Here is a 22068-nt window from a genome sequence, read left to right on the forward strand (position 1 = left end):
TACCTGTGTTCTTGTCGTTTCCTTGTTGATCCTGGTCCTGACCGGAGCCAAACCCATGACCGAGAATCAAAACAGGCTGGCCGAGGCCGCGGCATTGGCGACTCAGTTCCGCGATAAACGCGATGCCGAACCCTATCTTTTGGAGCGCAGTGCCGATGCATTGAGCTCGGTAGATCTGGACGGCGAGTCCGAAGCTACCCGGGCGCCGACGCAGCGGCTGGTGTTGCATGCGTGGCTGCAACTGCTGCATCAAATCGACGATGCGAAGGCGATCGGCTTCGATCCGACCCGCGTTCCCCCACGCAATGTATCTCCACCGCAGGAAGACGGCCGCGTTCTCCTGCCCGGCGCGGCGCCCGAGCAAATTCGGGACCCCTCGCTACGCGAAACCTATCGCCAGGCGTTGGAAAAGCATCGCCGCGATCAGATCAACTTCAACCGCCAGATCAACCTGAAGAAGACGGATGAATACGTCACTCCGTTCGCCGAGGATTTCTTGCGAGGGTATGCCCAGGGACGCCCGGAGCAGCAGGTCAGGGAAGAAATCGGCAACAGGGTGTCGTTTGAGCGAACGCTGGCGTTGCTGAAAGCGATATCGTCTTCGCCGTAAAGAAGAAAGCGAAAGCCAGTGGGTGGAACGGGGGCGCTCTTCCGCTTGGAGTACCACCGGACCAATGTGTTCTTGAAGGCTCAGGTCAAGGAATGAGTTGCGTGTTGGCGCGGCAATCACTCGCTTGTCGTGGCGCTGCTTGCGATAAGGGTGCCGGAGCGGGGACTTGATTCCAGCCCGAACCCCCGTATGATCTGCACCACCTCATCGCGCCGCAACGGCGCCGCAGGCCCTCAGCGCCTGCTCTGTCGACCGACTCCCCAGGAAAACCCGCTCGATCGCTCCCAGAGCCGATTCGGCGACGCACGCCTTTTCGTTGCTTTCCCCAACCCGCGGCCATGCCGCCCGATTCATGCACCCCGAACCTTCGCTCGATGCTTGGGTAGACGCCTTCATACAAATCAAAACGTTGCCGGAAGGCACGGACACCGGCTCCGATCATCCTTTGTGGTGGGCCGATGAGCGCACCATGTTCGTTCTCAGGCCCGTCGACTTCGAGACGATGTGGCAGTTCGTTACGGCCGTATTGGCCCGAAAACCGCCCGGGCATGTGCTCGGCTATCTGGCGGCGGGGCCGCTGGAAGACATGATCGCCCACTTCGGTGACCACTTCATCGAGCGGATCGAAGACGCGGCCCGGCGCGATCCGGCGTTCCGCGATTTGCTGCACGGTGTGTGGAAGAACAGGACGCCGGATGCGCTGTGGGAGCGGGTCAAGGCGGCTCGTGGTCCCGAACCTGAATGTGGCGATGGGCTCGACGTCCGGCCTGAGCCGTAGTTTCACGGTCCGGGAATTGTCTTGCCCCTGTCATGCCTGTCGCATCGAATCCGCGCAACGGTCCAGTTGCCGGGAGACGAGACATGGCGTCGATGCACAATTCGGCCGTAGGGCGAATCCTGGCTTTCCGTGGTAAGCCGATACGCTCTGTGGCCATGCTGTTCTGCGCGGTGGCGGCCTGCTCGCCGGCCGCCGCCGCGCAACCTTCGCCCTGGCGAACTCTCAGCAACGAGGACGGCATCCACCTCGAGGCGCGCCGTGTCGCGGGCGAGCGTTTCGACGAGCTTCGCGTCAGCACATCGTTGAAGGTGTCGCCAGATGCGGTCGCGGATTTTCTGCTCGGCAAGTATCTCGACGCCAGGAACAAGAACATCCGCCGGCGTTTTATCCAGCGCGGGCCGGAGGTGGTGGTGTGGGCGGATGTGCTGCGCACGCCGGTGGCGGATCGTTGTTATTCGATGCGCTTCGAGCGGCAGGACCTGGCCGACGGTGCGGTGCGGGTGAAGTTCGCGTCGCTGGACGAGGCCGGTACGGGGGCGGCGCCGGATTGCGTGGCGCTGCGTTCGCGCGGGGAATGGTTGATGACGCCGTCGGCCGGGGGGACGCGGTTGGTGTATGCGTCGTTGACCGATATCGGCGGCAATACGCCGGCGTTCATGGCCAAGGGGCCGCTGACGTCGGCGGCGGTGTCCAGCGTGCGCAAGGTGGTCGCGGGGGCGTCGGGGTTGGCGTTGCCGCGCGGGCTGGGCGATTGAGTGGGCCATGACGATGGAGGGGGCTGCGCATCGGCGCGGTCGGCCCCGTTTAGCGAAGCCATTCGAGCCGCGCCGGTCGCATAAAGCCGGTCTGTGCGCATTCGCGCCGTGGGGGCGCTGCTACCATCGGGAGCTCGCGCGACGCGACCCGTGTTCCTTCCCTGCGACAGGAGAACGACGATGACCCCGAAGAACACCATCTGCCTGTGGTACGACGGCGCCGCTCTGGAAGCCGCCGAGTTCTATGCGAAGACGTTTCCGGACAGCGCGGTGACCGCGATCCATCATGCGCCCGGCGATTATCCCGACGGCCATCAGGGCGATGTGCTGACGGTGGAGTTCACGGTGGCGGGCATTCCGTGCGTGGGTTTGAACGGCGGGCCGGCGTTCAAGCACGACGAGGCGTTTTCGTTCCAGATCGCCACCGACGACCAGGCCGAGACCGATCGTTTGTGGGACGCAATCGTCGGCAACGGCGGCAAGGAAAGCGCCTGCGGCTGGTGCAAGGACAAGTGGGGCTTGTCGTGGCAGATCACGCCGCGCGCGCTGCTCGAGGCGTTCACCGATCCGGACCGGGCCGCGGCCAAGCGCGCGTTCGACGCGATGATGACGATGGGCAAGATCGACATCGCCAAGATCGAGGCGGCGCGCAGAGGGTGATGCGGCTGCGATGACGGAGGCTTGCGGATCGGGCGGTATCGATCGGGCGGCGTTTCCCTGCGGTCCGACGATTGCCGTAGACCGGCGCCATCGCCGCGTCAGTCCATCTCCCCCGACCCGAACACCTCGTACCGCCCGATCCGTCCCACCTTCGCCGCCGCTTCCTGCACGTCCGCGCGGGCCAGCAACGCCTTGCGCGCTTCGCGATACGCCACATCCCCGGGCAACGGGTCCGGCCGCCGGAACTCCTGCAGCCACAGCAGCGTCTCCACGCGCTCGTCCTGCGTCGCCAGCAATTCGACGGTCAGCGCCGCCGCCTCGTCCAGCCTCTGCATCCGCAGCAGGCTTTCCAGGTAGACGCGCGGGCCGTCCTTGCGCTGTTCGCTGAGCTGGCGCAGGGCGCGGTCGGCGCCGCGGCGGTCGCCCTTGGCCTCGGCGGCGCACAGGCGCACGTTCTGCACGACCAGGCGCGCGTAAGCGTTGAGATCGGAGCCGATGCGGCCGAGCGCGGCGAGGGCGTCGTCGGGGCGTTGCAGGCTGCAGTACAGCGAGGCGAGGTTGATGGTCTGGCTGACGTTGGGCAGGCCGTCTTCGGTCAGGCGGCTGGCGCGTTCGAGTTCGGCCACGGCGTCGTCGCCGCGGCCGAGGCGGCGCAGCGCGATCGCGGCGGTATTCATCAGCCAGGCGCGTTGGTGCGGGTCGTCGTAGTCGCTGTCGCTGCGCTGGCCGGCCTCTTGGTCGAGGGCGATCACGGCGGCGTTGTCGCCGGCGGTCAGCAGCGCGTAGCTCAGCTGCACGCGGCTGTCGAGGCTGCGCGGGGCGAGTTCGGCCTTCTCGCGCTGGGCTTCGATCTGCCGGCGCGAGGCGTTGGCGATGTCGGTGGCCCAGCCGCCGTCCTGGGCGAGGAAGTCGAAGCGTTTGTCGATGCGCAAACGCACCAGCTGCATCGGGTCGACGATGCGCTTGACGACGGTGCGGGCCTCGTCGCGGCGGCCGCGTTCGACCAGCATTTCGACCAGGGCGAACCAGACCGGGCTGGCGTCGGCGGTGCGGTGGCTCCAGTTGGCGGCGTACAGCGCGCGCAGCAGGGTCAGGCGTTGCTCGGAGCCGTGCGGCAGCTCGGTCTGCAGGCGCGAGAGGATGTCGGAGTTCACTTTCGACAGCGATTCCGGCCAGTACTCGACCAGTTGCACGAAGGCGTCGGCGGCGGCCTCGTAGTGTTTGAGGTCGTATTCGACCAGTGCCAGCCGGTACCAATCGTCGGGGGTGTTCTCGGCCGCGATGGCCTGGCGGTAGAGGCCGATGGCGCGCGGCATATGGCCGGTGACTGCGGCGGCCTGGGCGGCGGCGGCGAGGGCGACGCGCCGGTCGCCGGCGCCCAGGACGGCGAACGCCGGATGCTTGAACACCTCGGCGAAAGCGGCGTCGGCTTGTTCGTAACGGCCTTCGCGCGAATGCGCGAGCGCGATGTTGATGCTCTCCAGGAACCGCGTGACCTCGGCTTCGACCGCGGCCTCGGTGTTGCGCGCGGTGGCGGGCTGCGCCGGCGCGGGCGCGGGCGGGGTTTGCTGCGCGGACGCGCCCGCGGAGGCGAGCGACAAGGTCAGGGCCAGGCCGCAGCCCGCGGCGCGAATTCGATGGTGCATGCATCCCCCAGACGGCAGGCCGGCGCGGCCGCGTCGGTCCTCGGCGGCCGTCGCTGCTGCGAACGGCGCGCCAAGCGGCCAAGCATACCGGTTGTCGTCGCGGACCAGGACCGCGTCGCGGCGCCTGCAGCGATACGGCCATAAGGCGCATGGGCGAGGTGTTGTCGATTCGTTGTCGCTTTCCGCAGGTAGCGCTCGCGCGGATCTTCGCGAGCGAGACCCGTCGCGCCGCGCGAACTGCATCGCGACTGTCGATTGTCGCTTGCGAACGCGCACGCGCGATCAAGCATGATGCAGCCCGCGATCGCGGCCGCGCACCGCGCAGTCGCGCGCCGCCATGCCGGCCCGCGCAGCGTCGCCGCTCACGCCGATCTCTCGGTATACACGTGCGCTGCGTCCAATTCCGCGGCTCCGCGCGCGCCGGAAAAACGAACGCACGTGCCAGGCGAACCTCGTTGCATCGGCAGGCTTTCATTCGCCGCGTCACGCAAATGCGTCGTCGCCGCGGCGAGAAAGCGCTTCCCGTCGAGATTTAACAAACCCGCCGCGCAAGCGCTGTCCGACGCGCGCGGGCGCGGGCGTTGGCTACACAGCAACTTCCGTTTTGCGGATCGGCGGGCCGCACAGGCCGGCCCGTGCAGCCGCGGCGCGCGGAACTGGGCGTGCGCATGCGACAGGGACTCATCGGCGAAGTTGCGGGCATCACTCATGGCCTGGACGACAGGACGTTCCACCCATCCTAAGGAGAGTGTGCGATGAGAGTTCCAAGCAAACACACGCCGTCCGGCGTGCGCTGGCTGCGCCGGCTCGCGATCGCGACCGTGCTGGCGGCGCTGCCGCTGGCCAGCGCGGTCGCGCGCATGACCGAGGCGCCGCGCAGTTTCGCGCTGCACGACAAGTCGCTCGACGCGGTGCAGCGCAAGACCCTGCCGAGCGTCGATCCGGCGCGGTTGCTGGCCGAGGACGAGATGCGGGCGAAGGCGGTCGGCGCGCCGCAGCCGCTGCGGTTCGCGGTGAACGCCGGCGTGACCTACGACACCGGCGGTTCCGGCACCTGGCACAAACTGCCCGACGGCCTGCTGTGGCGCCTGCGCATCCACACGCCCGGCGCGACCAACCACAACCTCGGCTTCACCCGTTACGACATGACGCCCGGCGCCAAGCTGTGGATCTACGATCCGGCCGGCAAGCACGTCGAAGGCGCGTACACGGCCAAGGACCGCAGCCAGCACGGCCGCTTGTGGACGCCGATGATCGAAGGCGACGAGGTCGTGGTCGAGCTGTTCGTGCCCAACGGCGCGGCCCAGCCGAAGCTGACGCTCGGCGCGGTCAACCAGGGCTATCGTGATTTCGCCGCCAAGAACTGGGACAAGCAGGGCAGCTGCAACAACGACGTGGTCTGCCCGGTCGCGGCCGGTTGGGGGCAGCAGATCCGCACGGTGGCGCGCTATCTGATCGGCGGCACCTCGCTGTGCAGCGGCCAGCTGGTCAACAACACCAGTTACGACTTCAAGCCGTATTTCCTCAGCGCCAACCACTGCGGCGTGACCACGGCCAACGACGACACCCTGGTGTTCTACTGGCAGTTCCACTCGCCGACGTGCGGCGCGCTCAGCGGCGGCAGCCTGGCGATCAACCAGACCGGCGCGACCTATCGCGCGTCGTATGCGCCGAGCGATTTCCTGCTGGTCGAGCTCAACGCGCCGCCGGTGGCGGGCTCCAATCCCTACTTCAGCGGTTGGGACATCAGCGGCACGGCGCCGGCCGCGACGGTCGGCATCCACCATCCCAGCGGCGACGAGAAGGCGATCTCGTTCAACAACAACGCGGTAACCTCGACCGCGTATCTGTCCAACACCGTCAGCGCCACTGCCAACCACTGGCGCGTGGACGCGTGGGAAAGCGGCACCACCGAGGGCGGTTCGTCCGGCTCGTGCCTGTGGGGCGCGAGCAGCAAGCGCTGCATCGGCCAGTTGCACGGCGGCTATGCCTCGTGCAGCGCGCCGACTACGTCGGATTGGTACGGCAAGCTCAGCGTGAGCTGGAACGGCGGCGGCACGCCGGCGACCCGGCTCAAGGACTGGCTAGATCCGACCAACACCGGGGTGATCGGCATCGACGGCGATCCGCACGTGACCACGCTCGACGGCGTGCGCTACGACTTCCAGGGCGCCGGCGAGTACACCGTGCTGCGCGATCCGGCCGGGGTGGAGATCCAGGCGCGGCAGACGCCGATCGCGACCTCGTTCAATCCCGGCGCCGATCCGTACAGCGGCCTGGCGACCTGCGTGAGCCTCAACAGCGCGGTCGCCGCGCGCGTCGGCAAGTACCGGGTGACCTACCAGCCCAACCTCAGCGGCCAGCCCGATCCCAAAGGCCTGCAGCTGCGCATCGACGGGCGGCTGGTGTCGCTGGGCACCGGCATCGACCTCGGCAACGGCGGCAGCATCAGCCCGACCTCGGCGCCGGGCGGCATCCGGGTGAGTTTCCCGGAGAAGTACAACCTGCAGGTGACGCCGGGCTGGTGGGCGTCGGAAGGCAAGTGGTACCTCAACATCGGCGTGACCCGCAAGCTGGCCGACGGCGCCGGCGGTGCCGGCGACAGCGAAACGCCGCTCGGCGGCATCGGCGCGCCGCTGGCCGCGCAGAGCTGGCTACCGCCGCTGCCCGACGGTTCGTCGCTGGGGCCGCGTCCGGCGACGCTGGGCGACCGTTACGAGCATCTGTACAAGAAGTTCGGCGAAGCCTGGCGGGTGAGCAACGCCAACACCTTGTTCGACTACGCGCCCGGCACCTCGACCGACACCTTCACCTTGAAGAGCTGGCCGAACGAGAACCCGCCGTGCAACCTGACCGGGCAGGTGCCGGTCAAGCCGCTGAGCCGCGAGATCGCGGTGCAGGAGTGCGCCATCGTCCGCGACGAGCGCATGCGCGGCAATTGCGTGTTCGACGTGATGATCACCGGCGAGCGCGGTTTCGCCCAGACCTATGCGCGCACGCAGGAGACCCAGGGGAAAGCCAAGGCGCAGGCCGAGGCGGCGCAGGGCGGCGCGTCGAAGTAAGTCCGCCGCGGCCGCGCCCGACGGGCGGGCCGCATCGCACGACAACGCCGGGGCCCGCCCCGGCGTTGTTTTTTTGCGCCCGCCGCCGCACGTCGCGACCGATGTTGCGCGACCGCAACACGAATCTGCCAACCGCGCGGCATCCGCCGGCGCGTGCGCCGCGCTAAGCTGCGGCCGTCGCGGCCCCCGCCGCGGCGGACTCTCGCGGAGCCGGCCATGGCCACGATGCGTTATCACGACGGGCAGGACGTGCGGTTGGGCGACGTGGCCAGCTTCGGCGCGCACGACACCTGCCGGGTGGTGGTGCTGATCGACGAACAGGCCGCGGTGGAGGGCTACATCGCCGACGAGTGGGCTTACCTCGGCGGCGGTTGCGTGCTGTTCGCGCACGACGCGGGGCTGGTGCACTATCCCGCCGACACGCTCGGCGACGACGCGGACGTGAGCCTGATCGAGCGCGCCTGAGGTTGCGGGTGCGCGGCGGGTTAGGCGAACCGGTCCCGCCGCGCGCGCCTCACAACGCTGCCGGTTGTTGCTGGGTCACGCAATGCACCATGCCGCCGTTGCGGTAGAGATTGCGCACGTCGATGCCGATCACCGTGCGCCCCGGGAACGCGCGTTGCAGGATCGCCTTGGCCTTCGCGTCGTTGGGGTCCTTGTATTCGGGCATCAGCACCACGGTGTTGCCGACGTAGAAGTTCACGTACGAGCCCTTGTAGCCCAGCGCGTAGCCGTACTCGGTGACCACGTCGTTCGCGGTCAGCGGCAGCTGCACGAAGCGGTACGGCTTGCCGTCGACGTCGCTGGCGGCGTACAGCCGCTCGATGTCGGCGCCGGACAGGCCCCATTCGCGCAGGTCGGCGCGGTTCATGGTGACGATAGTGTCGGGCAGGCCGAAGCGGGCGAAGCCGTCGACGTGCATGTCGGTGATGTCCTCCTTGCCGCCGTCCTTGCCGTCGAGCCAGATGAATTTTTCGACGCCGAGCTGGTCGCGCAGCACCTGTTCGAGTTCGGCTTCGCTCAGTTCGGCGTTGCGCTGCGGTTCGCGGGTCGAGCTGCGCGTGGCCAGCAGCGTGCCGCGGCCGTCGACTTCGATCGCGCCGCCTTCCAGCACCACGTCGTTCAAGTCGATGCGCGGCAGGCCGAGCCGCTGCGCGACCGCGGCCGGCACGGTGTCGTCCTTGCGGTACGGCGCGTCCAGGCCCCAACCGTTGAAGCCCCAATCGCCGATGGCGAGGCGGTCGTTGCGGTCGTAGACGAACAACGGGCCGTTGTCGCGCACCCACACGTCGTCGGTCGGACGGATCAGGAAGCTGACCCGGTCCAGCGCGACGCCGGCGGCGCCGAGCAGCTTGCGCACGCGCGCCTGTTCGCCGGCGTCGTAGACGACGATGTGCACGCGCTCGCTGGCGATCAGCGCGCGGGTCATCGCCACCCAGGTCGGGTCGAGGCGGTCGCGGTAGGCGCGGCCGTAAGTGTTGGCGTGCGGCCACTGCAGCCAGGTGGCGTCGTGGCGCGCGGTCTCGTCGGGCATGTAGCCGGACTGGGCGCGCGCGGCGCCGGGCTGGGCCAGGGCGGCGGCGAACAGGGCGCCGGCGGCGAGGGCGAGCCAGGCGGGGCGGGCGGCGGGGAGGGCGGCGGGGAGGGTCGGGGTGGGCATGGCGGCGGGCCTGCGGGTTGGGGATGCCGCGCACCTTAGCCAGCGAACCTGATATCCAGCTGATACCGCCCGGGCCCGGCGAAATCCGGTTCATGCAAGGCTGGCGCTGCGGACGCGCCCCGCCCGGATCGCCGCTGCCCCATCCCCCGTCATTCCGGCGAACGCCGGAATCCATCTCGATCTCGCTCTTGCGATCGACGCCGCCGCCCGTTCAAGCCCGCTCGCGCAAAACCAACTCCGCCCGTGCCCCGCCACCGGGCCGGTTCGACAATCGCAATTCGCCCCCGTGCAGCTGCGCCACGTGCTGCACGATCGACAAGCCCAGGCCGCTGCCGGGGCTGCCGGGCCCGGACACGAACGGCTCGTGCAGGCGCGCGAGCAAATCGGCGGGGAAGCCGGGGCCGCGGTCTTCGACGATCACCTTGCCGGCTTCGACCGCGACCGCGACGGGCGCGGCGGCGCCGGTCCGGGCCGAATGCACCAGCGCGTTCTCGATCAGGTTGCGCACCGCGGTCTGGATCAGCCGCACGTCGGCGTCCACCACCGACTCGGCCGCGTGGAACTCGATCTCGCGATCTTCCGGCAGTATCGCTTCGACCAGCAGGTCCAGCCGCACCGGCTCCTTGCTCGCCGGCGCGGCGGACGCATCCAGCCGCGCCAGCAGCAGCAGCTTGTCGACCAGGCCGGCGGTCTGCGCCGCGACGCGTTCGACCTTGGCCAGCACCTGCGCCGCCGGCTCGCGCCCGTCGTGCGCGGTCTCGCACAGCGCCTGCAGCCGCGCCACCGGCGTGCGCAACTCGTGCGCCGCGGCGGCGAGAAAGCGCTCCTGCTGTTCGAACGAGGCGATGGCCGGCCGCAGCGAGCGCCGCGACAGCCAGTGGCCGACGAGGACGCCGAACAAGGCGAAGCCGAGCGCGATCAGCAGGGTGCGGCGCACGAACGCGGCCTGCGCGTCGTCGCGCGCGGCGGGATCGGCCAGCACCAGGATCGTGGCGACGGGGCGGTCGCGTTCGTCGTAGGTTTCCTTGGCCTGCAGCAGGTACGGCCGGCCGCGGCGGTCGCGGCCTTCCAGCGCGCCTTCGGGGCCGTCGCGCAACGCCGCATCGGCGCTGGCGAAAGGATCGGCGAGGTCGAAGCGCGGCCGCTTCGGCGCCAGCAACACTTTCGCCGGTTCGTCGTTGCCGATCACCCAGACATCGGCGTCGGCGTCGAGCAAGCCGGGTTCCTTGCGCGCGGTTTCGTCGTGGAAGCGGCCTTGCGCGTCGAACCAGGTCAGCCCGTACACCGCGGTCGCGCGCAGGCGCAGGCTGGAGGCGAGATCCAACTGCGCCAGCCTCGCATGGGTCGCGATCGCCACCGCGCACAGCGCGGCGACGCACAGCAGCCAGGCCAGCGTCCACACCGCGCTCAGGCGCAGATGCAGCCCGCGCAGCAGACGCTCACGAGCGCGCGGCATCGGGCGCGTCCAGCCGATAGCCCGAACCGCGCACGGTTCGCAGCAGCGGCGGGTCGCCGAGCTTGCGCCGCAGCGTTGCGATCAGCACTTCTTCGGCGTTCGAGGCCGGTTGCTGTTCCTCGCCCCAGCACGCCGCGAGGATGGCCTGGCGCGGCACCGCCTGTCCCGCGCGTTCGGCCAGCAGTTGCAGCAGGGCGAATTCCTTCGGCCGCAGCGGCAGCGCGATGCCGGCGCGGCGCGCCTCGCGCCGGCCCAGGTCGACTTCCAGATCGGCGATGCGGATCGTGCTCGGCACGATCGCGCCGCCGCGGCGGCCGATGGCGCCGATGCGCGCGACCAGTTCGTCCATCGAAAAGGGTTTGACCAGATAGTCGTCGGCGCCGCCGGCGAAACCTTCGACGCGGTCGGCGACCGCGTCGCGCGCGGTCAGGAACAAGGCCGGGGTGGCGATGCCGCGTTGGCGCCAGCGTTGCAGCGCGGCGAGCGCGTCGCCGTCGGGCAGGGTGCGGTCGAGCACCAGCGCGCCGTAGGCGTAGGACTGCACGAACGATTCGGCCTCGGCGAGGTCGCCGGCTTCGTCCACCGCGTGCCCGTGCGCGCGCAGGCGGCCGGCGACGGCGTCGCGCAGATCGGATTGGTCTTCGAGCAACAGGACGCGCATGGGCCGCAGCTTACCCGCGCGGATGCACAGGCGGATGAAGCCGCGCGGCCGCCGGTCGGGCCGGACGCCGGATGCGCCAAGGGCGGCTCACCGCGGACGGGCGCAGGCGTTGGAATACTCGTCGGCGACCTGGGCAGTCAGTTCGCGCAGCCGCGCCCGCGGGTACCAACGCCCCTGCGCCATCACGCCCAGCGGTTGCGCAAGCGTGGCCAGGTCGTCGAGCGGATCGGACGCCGACAGCAGCAGGTCGGCGCGGTAGCCCGGCGCGACCCGGCCGGAGCGGTCGCCGCCCGGCCGGTGCTGGGCGATGAAGTCCCCGGGCGTGCGCGTGGCCGCGCGCAAGGCGCGATAGCGGCTCACGCCGGCGGCTTCCAGCGCGGCCAACTGCGCGTGCAGCGCCGCGCCGGGAAACATCCCGGGCACCACCGGCGCGTCGGTGCCGGTCATCAGCGGCAGGTCGGCGGCGGCCATGGCCGCGACCAAGCGCTGCAGGAACGCGAGCCGCGGCGCCAGCGTGCCGGTGCGCGCGGCATAGGCGTCGCCGCGCCGGCGCCATTCCAGGCGTTCTTCGGGCGCCAGCCAGCCCGCTTGGGTTTGCTTCAGATACGCTTCGGTCGCGCCGGCCTGGCCCCATTGCGAGGCGACCGCCGCATAGGTGGCCAAGTCGGCGGTCGCATAAGTGCCATGACGCTTGAGCGAGGCGACGACCGCGTCGATGCGGGCCGGATCGGGCAACGCGATGCCGTCGTCGTCGCCGGGGCGGAACAGCCAGCTGTAGAAAAACTCTTCGGCGTGCGCGACCGCGACCTGTCCCGCCGCGACCTGCCGTTCCAGGCCCACCGCGCTCAGGCCGTGCCCGATCACCTTCAATCCGCCGTCGTTGCCGGCGGCGATCAAGGCGTCGAACGCCGTCGCGTCGAGGTCGTTGTAGACCTTGATGAAGTCGAAGCCGTTGGCCTGCGCCAATTCGGCCGCCGCGCGCGCCTGCGCGGCGCCGCGCACCGCCAGATGCCCGTAGCGGTTCGAGCCGTCGACCATGAACGCGGCGTACACGCGCGGCCCCGGCAGTTCGCCGCGCTCGATCGCCGCGCGCGTCTTGACCGCGAACGCGGTCGGCGCCTCGCCCATGTGCAGCAGCGTGGTCACGCCGTGGGCGAGGTAGACCGCCATGTCCTGGCGGCTGTCCGAATGCGTGTGCATGTCCGCCAAGCCCGGCGACAGCCAGGCCTGGCCCGCGCCGTCGATCACCTGCGCATCGGCGGGCACGCGCAGGTCCGGACCGATCGCGCGGATGCGGCCGTCCTCGACGATCACGGTTTGGTCGCGCAGCACCCGTTCGCTGTCCATCGGCAACACGTGGACGCGAACGAACGCGACGGTGGCGGCGTGTGCGGCCGGGACGATGGCGGATGCGGCCAGCAGGCTCGACAGGACGATGTGGAAGGCGCGGCGCAGGGACATGTCGGCAGGACTCGGCAGGCAAGGGCGATTCGCGCGCGACGGATGCACGTCTTCGGCCGCGCCTGAGTATGATGCAAACCGGCTGGCGGACCATGTGCCGGCGATGCGATCGGCAAGCGAGAAGGCACGATGATCAGCGAACAGGAAGCCTGCGACCGGGTCCTAGCCCGTTTCGTCGATACCCGCGGCGCCATCGCCTCGTGCCGGCTCGACCCGCGCGGCGAGTATTGGGTGATCCACGCCAACGCGTACGAGTACGTGGTCAACGGCCGTTCGGAGCATTGCCTGATCGGCGACGGCGCCTATCTGGTGCATATCGCCAGCGGCCGCCTGACGATCACGCCCAGTTACGAAACCTGGCACGAGAGCATCCAGGACATCTACGACCTCGACGACGCGGCCGGCGCGCATTACGTGCTGCGTCCGGACTATGCGGCAGGCGACAAGCGCGCCATCGTCCATCTGCACCAACGCCTGGGCTGCTCGCTGATCGACGCGCGCTGGCTGCTGGAGGACGCCAATCGCAGTTGGCTCACCGGCACCGGGCGCAGCTTGCGCCAGGCACGCGAGCTGCTCGCGGCGCACGGCGTCGAAACACAGAGGGTCCTGCAGGATGAACTGCGGCACGCCTTGCTGTTGACGCCGCAGCAATGGACGCTGGACATGATGCTGCAGCGGCTGCGCGAGCGCGCGAGTCTGCGAAGCGCGGTCGTCCCGCTGCGGGACGCGATACCATGAAAATCTGCGGTTACCGCGAAGGCCATCGGTCCGGTCAAGACGCCCGCCCTGAATGGCTGGAGGAGGTCACCTTGCTTGCGACGCCCGCCGAATTGCGCCGCATCGCCGCCTTCCTCGCCGCGGCCGCCGACGAAATGGATCGCGTGGGGCCGGGCTACGGCCACGAACACCTGTGCGACCGCCAGCCGGGCTTCGACGATTCGCCGCAACTGGTGGTGGTCGATGCGGCCACGCCCAGCCTCTGACGCGGCCCCCGCGGGCTGCCCGGTCCCGGCAGCCCCGACCCGACCGACCCCGCAATGGCATCGCATGCTGCGATGCACAATAATGCTTCCATGACCCCCGCCCGTCCCGCCGCCGAGGCCGCCCCCGCGCCCGCCCCGATCCTGTCCCCGCGCCAGGTCGGCCTGATCCTGTTCGCCCTGGCCATGGGCGGCTTCGCCATCGGCACCAGCGAATTCGTGGTGATGGGCCTGATCACCGAGATCGCCCGGGCGATGGGCGTGGACGAGCCGCGGGTCGGCCATGTCATCAGCGCCTACGCGCTGGGCGTGGTGGTCGGCGCGCCGGCGCTGGCGATCCTGGGCTCGAAGCTGTCGCGCCGCAGCCTGCTGCTGGCGTTGATGGGCTTCTACGCGGTCGGCAATCTCGCCAGCGCGCTGGCGCCGGGCTACTACACCCTGGCGCTCGCGCGTTTCGTCGCCGGCCTGCCGCACGGCGCCTACTTCGGCATCGCCGCGCTGGTGGCCGTGCGCATCAGCCCGCCCGAACAGCGCGGCCTCGCGGTCGGGCGGGTGATGCTGGGCCTGTCGATCGCGCTGCTGGTCGGCAATCCGCTGGCGACGTGGCTGGGGCAGACCTTCGGCTGGCGCTGGGCGTTCGCACTGGTGTCGTTGATCGCGCTGGCGACCGTGGCGATGACCGCGCGCGTGCTGCCCAAGGGCATGCACGCGCCGCGCCCGGACGCGCTGGCCGAGCTGCGCGACTTCAACCGCAAGCCGGTGTGGCTGGCGCTGGGCATCGGCGCGATCGGCTTCGCCGGCATGTTCTGCGTGTTCGCCTATCTCGCGCCGACCCTGGTCCACGTCACCGGCGTGCGCGAATCCTTCATCCCGTTCGGGCTGATGGCGTTCGGCATCGGCGGCATCCTCGGCACGCTCGGCGGCGGCTGGCTGTTCGACCGGCTGCAGTTCCGCGCGGCCGCGTGGATCCTGATCTGGTCGATGGCGATCCTGCTGCTGTTCCCGCTGGCCGCGCGCTCGGTGTGGACGGTGCTGCCGGCGGTGCTGGCGGTCGGCACCATGGGCGCGCTGGCGACGGTGCTGCAGGCGCATCTGATGGACGTGGCGCGCTCGGCGCAGACGCTGGCCGCGGCGTCGAACCACTCCGCGTTCAATATGGCCAATGCTCTGGGGCCGTGGCTCGGCGGCATGGCGATCAACGCCGGCCTGGGTTGGACCTCGACCGGCGTGGTCGGCGCGATGACCGCGCTGGGCGGCCTGCTGATCTACTTCTGGGCGCGCGCGGATGCGCGCGCCGATGCGGTGCTGGCGGGCGGGGCGGAGTAGGCCCGTCCGTTTGCGCGGGGATGGCGCGCTTTAACCGGCGGGCGAATCCGCCGAGCGATCCGCCAGCCGCTCGATGTCGTGCAGGCTCAACGCCCCGTCCCTGATCGCCTCGACATCGCGCAGGATCGAATCGGCGTTGGCGTCGCCGGCGACCTCCGCCGCCTGCGCCGGCGCGGCTTCGGCGATATCGCCGGGAACACCCCAGCGCGGCCCGAACCGATAGACCGCGTAGAACATGACCCGCGCCTTGAACCCGGAGACGCCGCGGCACAGCATCGCGGCATGGAACATCCGGTGGGTGTCGCGCCAGGGCTGGGTTTTCACGATGCAATAGTGATCGTGCACGATGGACGGCTCGCGGTACTTGCCTTCGAACGGCCCGCCGATGACGCTCCAGAACGCTTTCGGGATCGAAGCGCCGTCGAGCCATGCGCCGGCCGGCACCGGCCATTCGACGCCCGAGGCAGCGACGTAGCCGATGGGTTCCAGCAGTTCCGCGCTGCGACCGTTCTCGTCCAGCGCGATCTTGGCCGGCAGGCCGACGAAGCGGCCGTAGTCGGCGGCGGCTTCGGCGACGACTTCGGCATCGCCGTCGGGCATCGCGGAGATTCGCGCGAGGACGTCGTCTAGGGTGTTTTGCATGGGCCTGCTCCTGGTTCGGCGAGGTGGATGGGAAGGGTTCGGTCGACCGCGGCGTTGGAATCCGTCGGGGCGGCCTGGCGCTCACTTGCGAGTTTTGGCCGGCTGGCCCCAGTCGCTGCTGGTGCCGCGGCATAGGGCCTTGTCCCAGGCCAGGAACGAGGATGCGATGCGGCGGGACTTAGGGTTTTTCGCGTAGCGGACCAAGGACTCGCACAGGCCTGGAAGCAGCCGGCACCGGTCGGCGTAGACGACGAGCGCCGTGCACCAGGCGTTCGGATTGTTAGACAGCCTGTAGTAGAACGTCGCAGGTTCCATCTCGGCCGGGCGTATCGACATGCGCTCTAAGAGGGGATCGACCGCGTGGCGCATCATGGAGCTCGCGACGCCGTTCTCGCACAGCGCGAGCAGCGCCTCGCGCAACGGGCGGTAGAACTCCGGCGTGAGTCCGCGGAGCAGCAACACCGCACTGTTCAGGCCTGCCATGGTTGTGGGTTCCACCGCGATGCCAGTGCGCATTTTGTTGAAGAGCTGGTTCACCTGCGCGATCGGTTTGGCATGCAGCGCGTCGAGCCGGGACTGAAGATCGCGCAGGTGCGCCTCGTTCGCGCGGATCAGCCTGGCCGGCGCGAGCTGGATCATTCGCTGTCGCCAGTCGGATTGCACGACCGCGATGCCGGCGTCGAACAATTCGATGGTCTCAGGCAACCGCCCGTGGATCGGGCACAGCAGCGTCCTGCCCGCGGCGTCGGTCTTGAGCGCTTGCGAGCGCATGCGCCCGGCCATGATCGGCTCGCCGCTCATAGTCTCGGCGACCGCGATCAAGGCCGGCAACGTACTCAGCCCGGGCCCCGTGGCCGTCTCCGATGCGTTGCGCAGAAGCGCTGCATGCGGAGTCGACAAGCGCCCGTATGCCTGCAACGCCAGCCGGGTGATCCAGTAGATCCGCGACAGCGCCTCGGGCCCGATGCTCTTTCGGACCAGCCAATCATCGGCTTCCCGCTTAAGGATGGCGTCGATGTCGGTGATTTCTTCGTCCCATTCGCCGAGATCGGCCTGCGCCTGGATCACGAACGTGGGCGGCAATCCGGGCGGTCGGGTCGGGCGTGCGAGATAGAGATCGAGCGCTTCGCGGGCGCGGTCGGCCTTGACCATCTGCGCGCCTTCGCCCGCGCGCTTGCTGCGCTCATCGCCTTCGAGGTAGCGCTGCCAGTCGCTGTCGCTCATGTCGTCGATGCTGCTACGCGCAACGCTACGCGCAACGCCGGGCGCCACGCTGCCGACCGGTGGGGCGAGCCGGTTGCGCAGATCCGCGGGCAGTTCTTCGATCACGTCGCGCAGGACCGTCTGCACGGATGCGAGATCGCGCGGCACGGTGTAGGGATGGCCGAGCACGGCGAGGTGATACAGCGCCAGCGCGCGGTCGTCGGCGGAGCGGCGGCGCAGGTGGTGGATCGCCGCGGACTGGCGGACATCGCGTTCCAGCAGCGCGCCTTCGGGCGTCGCGGCGAGCAGCTTGAGCGCGAAGGCGCGGATCTCGCGGTTGAACGGAACGGTTTCGGAGCGCAGCGTCTGCCGGGTCAGCCAATAGGTGGAGGCGAGCGCGTCGAACACGCGTTTGGCCTTGGCGGTCGCCGCCTTCGCGTCCGCCGGTTTGCCTGGCCCGGGTTCGCGCTCGCTGCGGTCCACCGCCGGGATGACCACTTCTTCCAACAACTTGGCGGTGACCACCGGCGAGTAGGTCGCCGCAAGCACGTACGGGCGCGCGATCGGATCGCGGACGTGGGCGACGACGCGTCGCAGGAGGTAATTGCGGGCGCTGTCGGCATCGATGCGGCTGTCGCGATGCGCCCTGCGCACGCTCTCGCGCAGTTCGGCCTCGCCTTGCAGCAACGCGTCTGCGGTGATCCGCAGGAGCAGGGGATTGCCGGGTACCGCGGCGGCCGCTTCGGCCGCGGTCGTCGGGTCTTCCACGCCGCAGTTGCGCAGCAGTTGCTGCGCTTCGGCTGGATCGAGTTCCGGCAGGCCGATCGGCGTTTCGATCCGGGCGCCAGTGTCCTTGAGCCGGGACAGCAAATTGTTCGCGGCGTGCCCGAGGTCTGGGTCGTCGGGCGGATCGCGGCCGGCGATCACCAGCCTGAGGTCGCGCGCGCCGGCTTCGCTGTGGAGGAAGCCCAGCCAGGACACGAGGCTGCTGGCGACATGGTCGCTCTGCGCGAGCACCAACTCGGCGGTGTCGAACACGATCAGGATCGGCCCGGCCACCATGTCGGGGGCCAGCAAGCGATAGAGAATGGAGCCTTCGTCGGAGGCCGCCTGCGAGGCCACCGACTCGGCCTTGAGCATCGATTCCGGCCGACTCGACTTGATCCGCTTGCGTGGTCCGCCGCGCGAGAGCCCCGCGTCGTGCTGCACCAGCGCGGTGTCGCGCAGGGCGGGGAGCATGTCCGAAGCGCGGTCGAAAACCGCCGGGACGGAGCGCGCCAGTTGCTCGACCAGCGCGATGTTGAGCGTCACCATGCGGGTGGGATCGATCGCCGGTTCGTCGAAGTCGATGCGCACCACCGGCACCGGTTCGGCCCGCTGGCTCAAATCGCGTTGCAGGAACGACAACAAGGTGGTCTTGCCCGCACCGCCGCCGCCGTACACGTAGGCGACGCTCAGCGGCGTTTGCGTCGCTGCGGTGGCGAAGCCGATCAAGCGGGCGAGGGTATCGCGGTGGCTGCGCCCCACCATCGGGTCCCGGGTCATTCGCCGCAGGTCGGCGTCCAGGGCCCTGGACGCCAACTCGCCGGCGATGTGCTGCGCGCCGACGGCATGGCGCCAACGCTCGCCGAGCCAGTCGCAGGCGTTGCCCAAGGCGGCCAGGACGTCGGTACCGAGCGCGGACAGCGGCGGTGCGGCATCGGCCAGCGCGATCCGCATGGCGTGCAGGACCGGGTCGTGGTCGTCGCCGCGGAAGCTTGCGCTCGCCGCCGCGCGCAGTTGCGCGTCGTCGCGGCGCGCCAACTCGCGCTTGCGCGCGGCGAGCGACAGATACCACTGGTTCGGGCGGGTCTGCACCGCGGTTTCGACCTCGGCGGCCAGCGCGCCGAGGATCGCCATGACGTCGTCCGGCGAATTCGGTGCACCGATCAGGTCGAGCGGCCGCGCCCAGCCGCGCAGCGCGAGCCTGAGCCGCAGGCGGTCGGCGCCGTCGTCCGCGCCGGCGCGCCCGGGGAAGATCGGCGGGACGTTCGATTCGAATGCCGTCGCTTGCGCGTATTCGAGTTCGGGAACGGTCGGCGTCATGACAGCGCGGCCTCCAGTTCGATCGCCGCGCGCACGGCGGCGACCATTTTCATCGGTTCGGCAACGCCGACGACCGCGCTGTCCACGTATTTGGCGATCTCCGCTTGCTTCGGGGCGGGCTTGCCGCGCGCGCTGGCCAAGTGCTTGGCGTAGGTGCGGAACTCGGCGGCGGTGATCGGCGCGAGTTCGCTTTCGGCGATTTTCACGCTGTCCGTTTCGGGACGGCTTTCCATGCGGTCGATCATTACGCTGCGCTCGTAGTCGTCGAGCCCGATCAGCATCACGCGGATCCAGCCGGCGGCCGCCAGGATCGCGATCAGCTCCACCCAGTTGGTGCCCACGAAGCGGTCTTGCCGGCCGGCGGGGCCGAAGTCGATCGCCACGTAGCAGGTGCGGGTGCCGCCGGCCGAGCGATCGCGCAGTTCGCCGAGGAAGTCGTCGATGGCGCGGTAGCGCACGCTCGCGGCCGCGGTGCGGTAGTCGGAGGCGTTGGCCGCGGCCGCGTGGCCGGTCGCGTCGCTCCAGGCCATGTCGTTGGTCTGGGTCGGGTTGAACACCACCAGATCCGCGTACGGATCGAGCTTGCCGCGCAGCAGGTGGATGCAGAAGCTTTTGCCGACGCCGGGCGGGCCGTGGATCAGGCACAGCCGCTCGTCCGGAGCGGCGCTGTCGATCCACTTCTCCACGTCGGCGCGCGCGAACCACGGGTGATACGCCGGCAGCGAGTCAGTCGCGTCCGGATCGCGGCCGCGCAGCGCGGCTTCGACCGAGGCGCGCCATTGCGCTGCGCCCGCCTCGCCGGCCAGCGCCGTTCCGGCGCGGTACCAGCCGTCGACCAAGGCCGGATCGCGGAACTCCAGGCTCGGCGAGCTCGCGACTTGCTTGAGCGGGTCCTTGCCGTCGCGGCATTGATCGCGGCGGATCGCGGCGATGCTGATGCCGCGGTTGCGCTTGACTTTCGCGTCGTCCTCGCTGTCCAGCGTTCCCTCGTGCAAGCCCGCGACCTGGCCCTCGTGATTGATGCAGCAACCGCCCGACATGCCCGCGGCCACGTTGGCGCGGTGCAGCCAGCGTCCGGAGCCGGGGTCGATATCGGTCACCAGGTCCACGTCCATCATCAGGGCGTTGCCGCCGGGGAATCCGAACGCCCAGCACGGCTTGCCTTGCTTGACCGCCGCGGTGTCGACGACCTCGACCGGACGTAGATGGCTCACGCGCTGCGCCAGCCGGATCAGGGCGTAGTCCAGGCAGGTGTCGGCCGGCGCGGCCAGGGAACGTTCGAGCAGGTTCGGCGGCCTGCCGTGCGGCAGCGCGTGCGAAATCAGGGCGACGGCGGCCGGCCGGATCGCGAGCGTGGGATGTTCGCGCTGGTTGGGCTTTTCGCGGAAGTGGAAGGCCAGTCCGTTCTTAAGCGTCGACGCCCACCGCCCGGTGGCGGCGTCCACGTCCATCACCACGTGGGCCGCGGTCAGGATCAGATCCGGCCGCACCAGGAAGGCGGTGCCGAGCTGCTGGAACACCGGCTCGGTCCTGACCACGATGGCGCAGGCGTCGCGCGCCTGCAGCAGCGGCAGCAGAATGTCCGCGTGCATGAAGCCCTTGTCGGGATTGGTCATGCCCTGCATCAGGCCGTAGTCGCCGACCTGGTCGAGCATCTGCGCGATCTCGTGGTCCGGGCGTTGCGCTTTCTGCTCCCAGTTGCCGATCGCGACGGCCAGGCGGTCCAGGAAATCGTGATCGTGCGCGCGCTTGAACGCTTCCAGCCGCAGGCTTCCGGCGGCGCTGGCGACGATGACTTCCCAGGCCGGCGCGTGGCGCGGGCGCACGCTGACGTAGCAGTTGCCGATGAATTCGTCCGAAAGCCGCGTCCAATCCGCCAAGGCCTCGGCGCGGCTGTAATCCGCTTGCACCACCGCGACCATCTAGAACCGCGCTCCGATCGCGCTCAACGCGTTGCGCTCGGCGGCGAAAGACAACGCGTAGTTGCTCGCCCCGGTGGTGCCGCCGAAATGCAGGGCGAAGCTGGGCGTGCGGTCGTCCAGCCAGGACATCAGCAGCGAGCCGGACGCGCCGCCGAAGGTGGTGGCGTCGTGGCCGATCGCGCGCCGGCCCTGGTCGAGCGCATGGCTGCCCAGCGGCAGGGTGAACTGGCCGGGCGCCAGCCGCTTGACGCCGAAGCGGTTGCCGAACAGCACGCGCAGGACGAAGTTCCAATCCACGTCCTTGCCGTCCTGCAGCGCGGGCTGGGCCGGAAAGCCGATCAGCGCCAGCGACGAAATCGCGCCGGTGGCGTAGGCCGCGTCGGCGCTGAGCAACGGAACCGGGTCGGGCAGCGCCGGGCTGTCGGGCAGCGGTTCGATCCGCGCCACCGCCGCGTCGATGCCGTGGAAGGTGCTGCCGTAGCCCTGCGGCAACGCCACTTCCACGATGCGGAACCGGTGGGTGCGCAGCGAGCAGGATTCGCCGACGAAGTCGATTTCCAGCCAACCGTCCACGCTCAGGCGATCGCCGTTGCGGGTCATCGCCACGCCGTAGTTCTGCTGCGCCTGTTCGATCACGTGGTAGTTGGTGAGGATCAGGCCGGCGTCGCGGTCGATCAGCGTGCCGGTGCCGACATAGCGCGACGCGTGGCCGTTCTGCGGCTGGATCCGGCCCACCGCCGCGGCCAGCTTGGCGATGCCGAGCGCCTGGGCGGCGGCGACGTTGCCGGCCCAAGAGCCGATGAAGCGGTCGTTGGGATCGATCTCGCCGTCGCACAGCAGGAAACTCGGGCGGGTGCCGTCGCTGATGATCACCGCCTCCATGGCGCAGCCTTCGTCGGCGTCCAATTGCAGATCGCCGCGCTGCAGCTTCACCAGGCCGTTCTGCGCGTGGATGAGCAATTGTTCGCGCGCCGCGCGCCACAGCGCGGCATCGACGCCGTCGGGCGGCGTGGACAGGGCTTGCTCCACCACGTCAAGCGTCTGTCCGGCCGGCGCCGCCGCCGCGGCGACGCCCCCGTCCATCATCGATTCGGCCTGCGCATCGCGCGCGCGCGCGCCCGCGGCCAGCAACTTGGCCAACTGCCTGATCCGTTCCTGCTC

At 69.7% G+C, this 22068-nt stretch carries 18 protein-coding genes; 9 read left to right on the forward strand and 9 right to left on the reverse strand.

What is annotated here, in order from left to right; all coding sequences use genetic code 11:
* Positions 1-55 precede the first annotated feature (55 nt).
* From RDV84_RS09480 to RDV84_RS09495, 4 genes are all read left to right on the forward strand, one after another.
* Positions 56-610, forward strand: a complete 555-nt coding sequence (locus RDV84_RS09480) for a hypothetical protein (RefSeq protein ID WP_309153210.1) — start codon at positions 56-58, stop codon at positions 608-610.
* 352 nt (positions 611-962) lie between these two features.
* The gene (locus RDV84_RS09485) at positions 963-1388 is read left to right on the forward strand and encodes a DUF6869 domain-containing protein (protein WP_309153211.1); all 426 of its coding nucleotides are present in this window, start codon (positions 963-965) and stop codon (positions 1386-1388) included.
* An 83-nt stretch (positions 1389-1471) separates the two neighbouring features.
* On the forward strand, positions 1472-2143 hold the full coding sequence (locus tag RDV84_RS09490; RefSeq protein ID WP_309153212.1) for an SRPBCC family protein: 672 nt from the start codon (positions 1472-1474) through the stop codon (positions 2141-2143).
* 180 nt (positions 2144-2323) lie between these two features.
* The gene (locus RDV84_RS09495; RefSeq protein ID WP_057949293.1) at positions 2324-2803 is read left to right on the forward strand and encodes a VOC family protein; all 480 of its coding nucleotides are present in this window, start codon (positions 2324-2326) and stop codon (positions 2801-2803) included.
* A gap of 98 nt (positions 2804-2901) precedes the next feature.
* On the opposite strand, the gene RDV84_RS09500 is transcribed toward RDV84_RS09495, so the two are convergent.
* Positions 2902-4449: a tetratricopeptide repeat protein gene (locus RDV84_RS09500; protein WP_309153213.1), complete on the reverse strand. Its 1548-nt coding sequence runs from the start codon at positions 4447-4449 to the stop codon at positions 2902-2904.
* A gap of 755 nt (positions 4450-5204) precedes the next feature.
* Here RDV84_RS09500 and RDV84_RS09505 point away from each other — a divergent pair.
* Positions 5205-7511, forward strand: a complete 2307-nt coding sequence (locus RDV84_RS09505; RefSeq protein ID WP_309153214.1) for a VWD domain-containing protein — start codon at positions 5205-5207, stop codon at positions 7509-7511.
* Positions 7512-7727: 216 nt separating this feature from the next.
* Positions 7728-7976: a hypothetical protein gene (locus RDV84_RS09510; protein ID WP_057949290.1), complete on the forward strand. Its 249-nt coding sequence runs from the start codon at positions 7728-7730 to the stop codon at positions 7974-7976.
* Between the two features lie 49 nt (positions 7977-8025).
* Here RDV84_RS09510 and RDV84_RS09515 read toward each other — a convergent pair whose 3' ends face one another.
* The 4 genes from RDV84_RS09515 to RDV84_RS09530 form a co-directional block, all read right to left on the reverse strand.
* Positions 8026-9171: an agmatine deiminase family protein gene (locus RDV84_RS09515; RefSeq protein WP_309153215.1), complete on the reverse strand. Its 1146-nt coding sequence runs from the start codon at positions 9169-9171 to the stop codon at positions 8026-8028.
* A gap of 211 nt (positions 9172-9382) precedes the next feature.
* Complete coding sequence (locus RDV84_RS09520) at positions 9383-10627, reverse strand: sensor histidine kinase (RefSeq protein ID WP_309153216.1); 1245 nt, start codon at positions 10625-10627, stop codon at positions 9383-9385.
* On the reverse strand, positions 10611-11288 hold the full coding sequence (locus tag RDV84_RS09525; RefSeq protein WP_309153217.1) for a winged helix-turn-helix domain-containing protein: 678 nt from the start codon (positions 11286-11288) through the stop codon (positions 10611-10613). The genes RDV84_RS09520 and RDV84_RS09525 overlap by 17 nt, the downstream gene beginning before the upstream one ends.
* Positions 11289-11375: 87 nt before the next feature.
* A complete protein-coding gene (locus tag RDV84_RS09530; RefSeq protein WP_309153218.1) occupies positions 11376-12749 on the reverse strand; it encodes an amidohydrolase family protein in 1374 nt (457 codons plus the stop codon).
* Between the two features lie 129 nt (positions 12750-12878).
* Between RDV84_RS09530 and RDV84_RS09535 the strand changes: the two genes are divergently transcribed.
* The 3 genes from RDV84_RS09535 to RDV84_RS09545 all read left to right on the forward strand — a co-directional run bounded on the left by RDV84_RS09535 (position 12879) and on the right by RDV84_RS09545 (position 15055).
* On the forward strand, positions 12879-13487 hold the full coding sequence (locus tag RDV84_RS09535; RefSeq protein ID WP_309153220.1) for a hypothetical protein: 609 nt from the start codon (positions 12879-12881) through the stop codon (positions 13485-13487).
* A complete protein-coding gene (locus tag RDV84_RS09540; RefSeq protein ID WP_309153221.1) occupies positions 13484-13732 on the forward strand; it encodes an Imm32 family immunity protein in 249 nt (82 codons plus the stop codon). The genes RDV84_RS09535 and RDV84_RS09540 overlap by 4 nt, the downstream gene beginning before the upstream one ends.
* Before the next feature lie 90 nt (positions 13733-13822).
* A complete protein-coding gene (locus RDV84_RS09545) occupies positions 13823-15055 on the forward strand; it encodes an MFS transporter (RefSeq protein WP_309153222.1) in 1233 nt (410 codons plus the stop codon).
* A gap of 30 nt (positions 15056-15085) precedes the next feature.
* On the opposite strand, the gene RDV84_RS09550 is transcribed toward RDV84_RS09545, so the two are convergent.
* The 4 genes from RDV84_RS09550 to RDV84_RS09565 all read right to left on the reverse strand — a co-directional run bounded on the left by RDV84_RS09550 (position 15086) and on the right by RDV84_RS09565 (position 22047).
* A complete protein-coding gene (locus RDV84_RS09550) occupies positions 15086-15697 on the reverse strand; it encodes a DUF1353 domain-containing protein (RefSeq protein ID WP_309153223.1) in 612 nt (203 codons plus the stop codon).
* Between the two features lie 81 nt (positions 15698-15778).
* Entirely contained in the window at positions 15779-18985 is a 3207-nt protein-coding gene (locus tag RDV84_RS09555) for a hypothetical protein (RefSeq protein ID WP_309153224.1), read from the reverse strand.
* A complete protein-coding gene (locus tag RDV84_RS09560; protein ID WP_309153226.1) occupies positions 18982-20907 on the reverse strand; it encodes a trypsin-like serine peptidase in 1926 nt (641 codons plus the stop codon). Before RDV84_RS09560 ends, RDV84_RS09555 begins: the two co-directional genes overlap by 4 nt.
* Entirely contained in the window at positions 20908-22047 is a 1140-nt protein-coding gene (locus RDV84_RS09565; RefSeq protein ID WP_309153227.1) for a trypsin-like serine peptidase, read from the reverse strand.
* Positions 22048-22068 lie beyond the last annotated feature (21 nt).

This window comes from Lysobacter yananisis, assembly GCF_031199375.1.
Lineage (GTDB): Bacteria > Pseudomonadota > Gammaproteobacteria > Xanthomonadales > Xanthomonadaceae > Lysobacter > Lysobacter yananisis.

Excerpts from the sequence above, each read along its gene's own strand:
- RDV84_RS09550 (WP_309153223.1), bottom strand. The coding sequence starts at position 15,697 with ATGCAAAACACCCTAGACGACGTCCTCGCGCGAATCTCCGCGATGCCC.
- RDV84_RS09480 (WP_309153210.1), top strand. The coding sequence starts at position 56 with ATGACCGAGAATCAAAACAGGCTGGCCGAGGCCGCGGCATTGGCGACT.
- RDV84_RS09515 (WP_309153215.1), bottom strand. The coding sequence starts at position 9,171 with ATGCCCACCCCGACCCTCCCCGCCGCCCTCCCCGCCGCCCGCCCCGCC.
- RDV84_RS09540 (WP_309153221.1), top strand. The coding sequence starts at position 13,484 with ATGAAAATCTGCGGTTACCGCGAAGGCCATCGGTCCGGTCAAGACGCC.
- RDV84_RS09500 (WP_309153213.1), bottom strand. The coding sequence starts at position 4,449 with ATGCACCATCGAATTCGCGCCGCGGGCTGCGGCCTGGCCCTGACCTTG.
- RDV84_RS09530 (WP_309153218.1), bottom strand. The coding sequence starts at position 12,749 with ATGTCCCTGCGCCGCGCCTTCCACATCGTCCTGTCGAGCCTGCTGGCC.
- RDV84_RS09555 (WP_309153224.1), bottom strand. The coding sequence starts at position 18,985 with ATGACGCCGACCGTTCCCGAACTCGAATACGCGCAAGCGACGGCATTC.
- RDV84_RS09525 (WP_309153217.1), bottom strand. The coding sequence starts at position 11,288 with ATGCGCGTCCTGTTGCTCGAAGACCAATCCGATCTGCGCGACGCCGTC.
- RDV84_RS09545 (WP_309153222.1), top strand. The coding sequence starts at position 13,823 with ATGACCCCCGCCCGTCCCGCCGCCGAGGCCGCCCCCGCGCCCGCCCCG.
- RDV84_RS09535 (WP_309153220.1), top strand. The coding sequence starts at position 12,879 with ATGATCAGCGAACAGGAAGCCTGCGACCGGGTCCTAGCCCGTTTCGTC.
- RDV84_RS09520 (WP_309153216.1), bottom strand. The coding sequence starts at position 10,627 with ATGCCGCGCGCTCGTGAGCGTCTGCTGCGCGGGCTGCATCTGCGCCTG.
- RDV84_RS09505 (WP_309153214.1), top strand. The coding sequence starts at position 5,205 with ATGAGAGTTCCAAGCAAACACACGCCGTCCGGCGTGCGCTGGCTGCGC.
- RDV84_RS09560 (WP_309153226.1), bottom strand. The coding sequence starts at position 20,907 with ATGGTCGCGGTGGTGCAAGCGGATTACAGCCGCGCCGAGGCCTTGGCG.
- RDV84_RS09510 (WP_057949290.1), top strand. The coding sequence starts at position 7,728 with ATGGCCACGATGCGTTATCACGACGGGCAGGACGTGCGGTTGGGCGAC.
- RDV84_RS09490 (WP_309153212.1), top strand. The coding sequence starts at position 1,472 with ATGGCGTCGATGCACAATTCGGCCGTAGGGCGAATCCTGGCTTTCCGT.
- RDV84_RS09485 (WP_309153211.1), top strand. The coding sequence starts at position 963 with ATGCACCCCGAACCTTCGCTCGATGCTTGGGTAGACGCCTTCATACAA.
- RDV84_RS09495 (WP_057949293.1), top strand. The coding sequence starts at position 2,324 with ATGACCCCGAAGAACACCATCTGCCTGTGGTACGACGGCGCCGCTCTG.